Below are 4,620 nucleotides of genomic sequence, written 5' to 3' on the forward strand. Positions count from 1 at the left end.
CTTTAAATGCTTGTCCATATAAACTATCCCCTTGTTCTATCTTTTTTCATCTTTTGAACTAATTTGCTTCAATTTTACCGGCTTTTTTGCTGGGAAGTCAATCGAACAGGGCAATCTTAATAAAGTAGACTCGACCTTTTGCTGACATGATTTTATTGGGCGCGGCGAAGCCGCGCTAGTGTGTTATAATTATTGTAGTAACAATTAGGACATTTAAACGACAGTAAAATGTTAAAAAGAAAGGAGCAGCTTATGTATCCCCACCAAGAAGGCTTTGAAAATTGGTGCCGGGGCCCGCAAAGGCTCAGCCCCAAGTCAATTGAGAATGCCGATTACTGTTTGGACCACTTCTTTACCTATGCTGAAGTAAATTTTCCATCCAGTGATGTCAATGAAATCACGGCCAGCAACGTCCGCGACTACCTGCAGCAGTTGTCGACTAAAGAAAATCTGCAGGTCACGACCGTCAACAAGTACCTCTCCTACATCAAAAAGTACTTCTACTACCTGGCCCTGGCCGGAATCACCCCAACCTACCGGCTCCTGGACCTCAAAGGCTACTCTTTTGAGCGGCGGAAGACCTACGTGATCGGCTGGCAGGATCATTTGCCTGCCCTTATCCCCTATGTCAAGCAGCCGCTGACTCTGTGGCTGCTGCAGCTTTTTGCCCTGGGCTACCAGGCCAAGGAGCTCCTTGGAATTCGCTATAGCGACGTAAAGGACAATTTGGCTGAGATGTCTGACTACCTGACTGGAACACTCTCATTTGAGAAGGACCCAGATCCTTATATTTTCGCCTCCAGGTCCGGTGAAGCATACGCCAGTACCAACAATATCATGCAGCTGGTCAAGGCCGACAAGGACCTCCTCTCCCCCATGCCGATCACTTTGACCAATCTCCGCCTCTCCTATGTCTATTCCATGATCAGCCAGCAGAAATATTCTGACAAGGAGCTTCTGGAGATTTTCCGCTGCCCGCCAAAGCGCCTGGCCTACTACCAGTACAACGCGGCCCAGTGCAATCTCATTCCATTTTCTGAAGAGATGCTAAAAAAGGCCGGCCCAGACGCCGCCCCTGCAAAAAAATAGGCTATAATAAGTTAATAGTCAGTAAAGGAGATTTTTAATCCAATGAAGAAAAAGAATACGCAAGCAGCTGAAGAAGAAAGCTGGGGCAAATTTTTCCGGGACGTCCTGGTCATGTTCCTGGTCTTTGTCTCAATCTATTATGTGATCTTCTCCTTCTTCTTAGCCAATGAAGTGGTATCCGGCCCATCCATGCAGCCGACCTTTGAAGACGGTGACCGCTTGATCGCTGTCCGCCGCTTTACTCCTAAGAGAAACGACGTTGTCATCATCAAGGCGCCAGACCAGGCCAACGCTATGTACATCAAGCGGGTGATCGGCCTGCCAGGTGACACGGTTCAGTCAAAGAACGATGTCCTCTACATCAACGGCAAGAAAACTGCCCAGCCATACCTTAACAACAAGTACAAGAAAGCCGACCGCTTAGCCGGGACCAACTACACGACCAACTTTAAGATCAAACTGAAAAAGAACCAGTACTGGGTCATGGGTGACCACCGGGACGTTTCCAAGGACTCCCGCTACTTTGGCCCAGTCAAGCGGAGCAAGATCTTGAGCAAGGTAGTTCTGCGCTACTGGCCAGTTACCCAGATCAGTACCAACTTCTATTAAGAAGCAATTCTATTAAGAAGCAAGCAAAGGGATCTAATTATCAGAGTGTGACAGAGAGAGCAAAAAATACAGAAAATGACAAGTAAAAAGAATAAGCAAGCAGCTGAAGAAGAGAGCTGGGGCAAGTTTTTCCGGGACGTCTTGGTCATGTTCCTGGTCTTCGTCTCAGTCTACTATGTAGTCTTCTCCTTCTTCTTAGCCAATGAAGTGGTATCCGGCCCATCCATGCAGCCGACCTTTGAAGATGGTGACCGCTTGATTGCCGTCCGCCGCTTTACGCCAAAGAGAAACGATGTTGTCATCATCAAGGCGCCTAACCAGCCAGGAGCCATGTACATCAAGCGCCTGATTGGCCTGCCTGGTGACACGGTCCAGTCTAAAAACGACGTCCTCTACATCAACGGCAAGAAGACGGCCCAGCCGTATTTAAACAATAAATATCAAAAAGCCGACCACTTAGCTGGGGTAACTTATACTAATAACTTCAAGGTCAAGCTGAAGAAGAACCAGTACTGGGTCATGGGTGACCACCGGGACGTGTCTAACGACTCACGCCGCTTCGGCGCGGTTTCCAGAAGCTCAATCTTAAGCAAGGTAGTCCTTCGCTACTGGCCAGTTACCCAGATCAGCACCAACTTTTACTAAAAAAATCTGAAGCTCCCTCACTAGCTTTTAAAAAAATGGTAAAATAAAGTTATTAAGGAGTGAAGATCAATGAAACCAGAAGAACTTTCGGATGCAATTATCGAATTTCAAAGCAAGCACGCTGTGAGCGACACTAACCTGGCCTTTGCCAGTCACCTCTCAGTGGAAAAGGTGCACGCCATGAAGCAAGGGCGGGGCAACTTTACCAGCGATGAAATCAACCAGATGCTGGACTATCTCCAGAGCCAAATGTAATCAACCGGGCCAAACGGCCCGGTTTTATTTTGCCCTTTTTCTTTACTCACTCATTTCTTTTTATCCCTTCATTGTTTCACGCTAACTATTTTACATTTTACGTAAAGTGTAAAAGGACAAAAAGCTTGTTATATCAAGGATAGCAGCTATTATTTTCTTAACAGCTGCCATTTTTATCATTTAACTTTAACCCGCTATCGCAGGCTTTAAAGCCTGCTATTACGGCATTTTCTTTTTCAGCTCTGTAAGCCTTTTTCTCCGATTTTTGTTTCACGGTATCTTTTTACCCTATCTATGGCCAAGTTATTCACAGGCAAAAAATAAGAGCCGCCCTAGAGCAGCTCCTATCCTTCGGTTATTCTTTTCTTCTTTCTCTTACTTGTTCCGGTCAGCTTGCAGTTCAGCCATCTTGATCATGACGTCAACAGCCTTCCACATTGATTCCAGAACCGTGTATTCGTAGCGGCCGTGCATGTTTTCTTCCCCGGCAAAGAGGTTCGGGCATGGCAGACCCATGTAAGTCAGTTGAGACCCGTCCGTGCCCCCTCTGACTGGTTCTTCGTTGATTTCGGTCAAGCCGCAGGCTCTGTAGGCATCCCGGGCCAGATCAATGATTTCCATGTGCTTGGCCAGTTCATCAGCCATGTTGTAGTACTGGTCCCACATCTTCAGCTTGATTCTTTCCCCGTACTTGGCGTTGAGTTCAGCCACCTTTTCCTTGACCAGGTTCTTCCGGGCTTCCAAGCCGTCACGCTTAAAGTCGCGGATGATGTAGGCCAGGTGGGCGTTGTCAACCGTACCAGAGAAGTCCATCAAGTGGTAGAAGCCTTCTTCGCCTTCAGTCTTTTCCGGCACTTCGTCTTGCGGCAGGGAGTTTTGGAAGTCGATCCCGACTTGGATGGCGTTGATCATCTGCCCCTTGGCTACAGCTGGGTGGACGTTAACGCCTTGGATGTCCAATTCAAACTGAGCTGCTGAGAAGGTCCCCCAGTCCAGCTTGCCCGGGCCTTCCCCGTCAACCGTGAAGGCAAAGGCAGCGTTGAAGTCATCCACGTCAAAGTGTTGAGCACCAGTGCCGATTTCTTCGTCTGGCGTGAAGCCCAGGCGGATTTCCCCGTGCTTGATTTCCGGGTGAGCCAGGAGGTATTCAGCAAAGGTTACCAGTTCGGCATCCCCGCACTTGTCGTCCCCGCCGAGCAAGGTGTCACCAGAAGCAGAAATAATAGTCTGTCCCTTGTACTTCTTCAAGTTCGGGAAAACGGCCGGATCCAGGTAGAACTCGCTGTCGCCCAATTGGATCTTGCTTTCCCCGTCGTAGTTTTCAGTAATCTGTGGCTTGACGTTTTCTGAGTTGAAGTCAGCCGTGTCGCAGTGGGCCAAAAAGCCCATGACCGGCACGTCCCAGTCAACGTTGGAAGGAAGAGTAGCGATGACCGTACCGGCCTTTTCGTTGTAGTGAACGTCACTTAAGCCCAATTCTTCCAGTTCCTTCATGATGACCATTTGGTAGTCCACTTCTCTTTGGGTGGATGGGAAGCGGTCAGAGTGCTCGTCTGAGCGGGAGTTGATCTTGACGTACTTCAAAAATCTTGGCAGCAAAGTTGGGTATTCCATTTTTTCTCCTTTTACCTTTACATAAACAAAAATATTTCACTTAGTCAAAAATATTCTGGAAGGGATCGGTTGATTCAGCGCTGATCATGCACTCTAGCTCCCAACCCTCTTCCTTCTGCCAGGCTCTAAGGCGCTTGGCAGCTTCATACTTGAAGAGCTTCTCCGTGTAGTGGCCCGGGTCAACTACTACCAGGCCCGAAGAGATCATGTCATGGCCAGTGTGGTAGTAGACGTCGCCGGTAATGTAGGCGTCACAATGATCTCGTAATGCCTGCTTCCAGAACTTGTTCCCGTCCCCGCAGACAAAAGCGACGCTTTCCACCATTTTATCTTGGTCAGCGCAGATTAGGCGCACCATGTCCACCCCCATCTTTTCCTTGACGTAGTGGGCAAAATCAATGGCCTTCA

6 protein-coding genes are annotated in these 4,620 nt (G+C 48.4%); 4 read left to right on the top strand and 2 right to left on the bottom strand.

The annotated features are described in order from the left end of the window. The first annotated feature begins 252 nt into the window (after positions 1-252). The 4 genes from ACI32D_RS01460 (at position 253) to ACI32D_RS01475 (ending at position 2,598) form a co-directional block, all read left to right on the top strand. Positions 253-1,089, top strand: a complete 837-nt coding sequence (locus tag ACI32D_RS01460; protein ID WP_439774895.1) for a site-specific integrase — start codon at positions 253-255, stop codon at positions 1,087-1,089. A 42-nt stretch (positions 1,090-1,131) separates the two neighbouring features. Continuing rightward, positions 1,132-1,698 carry a signal peptidase I gene (gene lepB, locus ACI32D_RS01465; RefSeq protein WP_439774890.1) on the top strand — a complete coding sequence of 189 codons (567 nt, stop codon included), beginning with the start codon at positions 1,132-1,134 and terminating at the stop codon, positions 1,696-1,698. Positions 1,699-1,773: 75 nt separating this feature from the next. Next, a complete protein-coding gene (lepB, locus tag ACI32D_RS01470; RefSeq protein WP_439774891.1) occupies positions 1,774-2,343 on the top strand; it encodes a signal peptidase I in 570 nt (189 codons plus the stop codon). A 69-nt stretch (positions 2,344-2,412) separates the two neighbouring features. Next, entirely contained in the window at positions 2,413-2,598 is a 186-nt protein-coding gene (locus ACI32D_RS01475; RefSeq protein ID WP_439774892.1) for an LBP_cg2779 family protein, read from the top strand. A 375-nt stretch (positions 2,599-2,973) separates the two neighbouring features. Here ACI32D_RS01475 and pepT read toward each other — a convergent pair whose 3' ends face one another. Both pepT and ACI32D_RS01485 read right to left on the bottom strand, forming a co-directional pair. Further along, complete coding sequence (gene pepT / locus ACI32D_RS01480; RefSeq protein WP_439774893.1) at positions 2,974-4,212, bottom strand: peptidase T; 1,239 nt, start codon at positions 4,210-4,212, stop codon at positions 2,974-2,976. Between the two features lie 40 nt (positions 4,213-4,252). Then, positions 4,253-4,620 (bottom strand): Nif3-like dinuclear metal center hexameric protein (locus tag ACI32D_RS01485; RefSeq protein ID WP_439774894.1); only part of this gene is annotated, 368 nt, incomplete at its 5' end.

Source organism: Lactobacillus sp., assembly GCF_051873315.1.
GTDB lineage: Bacteria > Bacillota > Bacilli > Lactobacillales > Lactobacillaceae > Lactobacillus.